The 625-nt window shown below is 38.9% G+C and carries 1 protein-coding gene; it reads left to right on the top strand.

Features of this window, described 5'->3' with window-relative positions; genetic code table 11:
* Positions 1-160: 160 nt before the first annotated feature.
* The coding region (locus A3739_RS26170) for a response regulator (protein WP_156502862.1) at positions 161-625 on the top strand (465 nt) is incomplete at its 3' end.

Below are 625 nucleotides of genomic sequence, written 5' to 3'. Positions count from 1 at the left end.
CAGGTATCAGAACTTGCTGAGGGAATGTCGATCGCGTTAGCAGAAGGCATAATTTAATTCCTGATACTGTTCTAATTAGTAGTAAACACTTGATTATGTACTAGCCTTACGACGAACGGTTTAAAATTTGACGGTTATATCGAACTTCTTATAGGTAATTATGAGTAAAAAAGGCCTTTTTAAGATTCTTGTAGTTGATGATGAGGAGCAGATCCTAGATTCTTTGAGGCGTCTTTTTCGTTCGAACGACTTCGAAATCATTTGCGAAACGAACCCCATTGAAGCTATCGAAATCCTGAGCATAACACGCTTCGATGTCATCATTTGCGACATGCGCATGCCACAAATGAGTGGTGCTGATTTTTTAGTTCGAGCCAAAAAAATACGTCCAGCAGCCGAACGTATTCTGCTGACAGGTTATGCAGACCTAGACTCTACGATAAAATCAATCAATGATGCCCAAATTTATGCCTTCGTTACTAAACCTTGGGATCCGAATCAGCTAGTTCAATTAGTAGCTAGTGCTATTGAAAAGCAACATAAAGAAAAAGTTAAAATTCGTATCCTTCGTACTTTAAAAGAAACTAATGAGGAGATAGCACAAGCTAATGAGCGTCAAGAGACC

This window comes from Oleiphilus sp. HI0067 (genome assembly GCF_001635735.1).
Note: the sequence above shows the minus strand (reverse complement) of the source record. Positions and strands in the feature narration are given on the sequence as shown.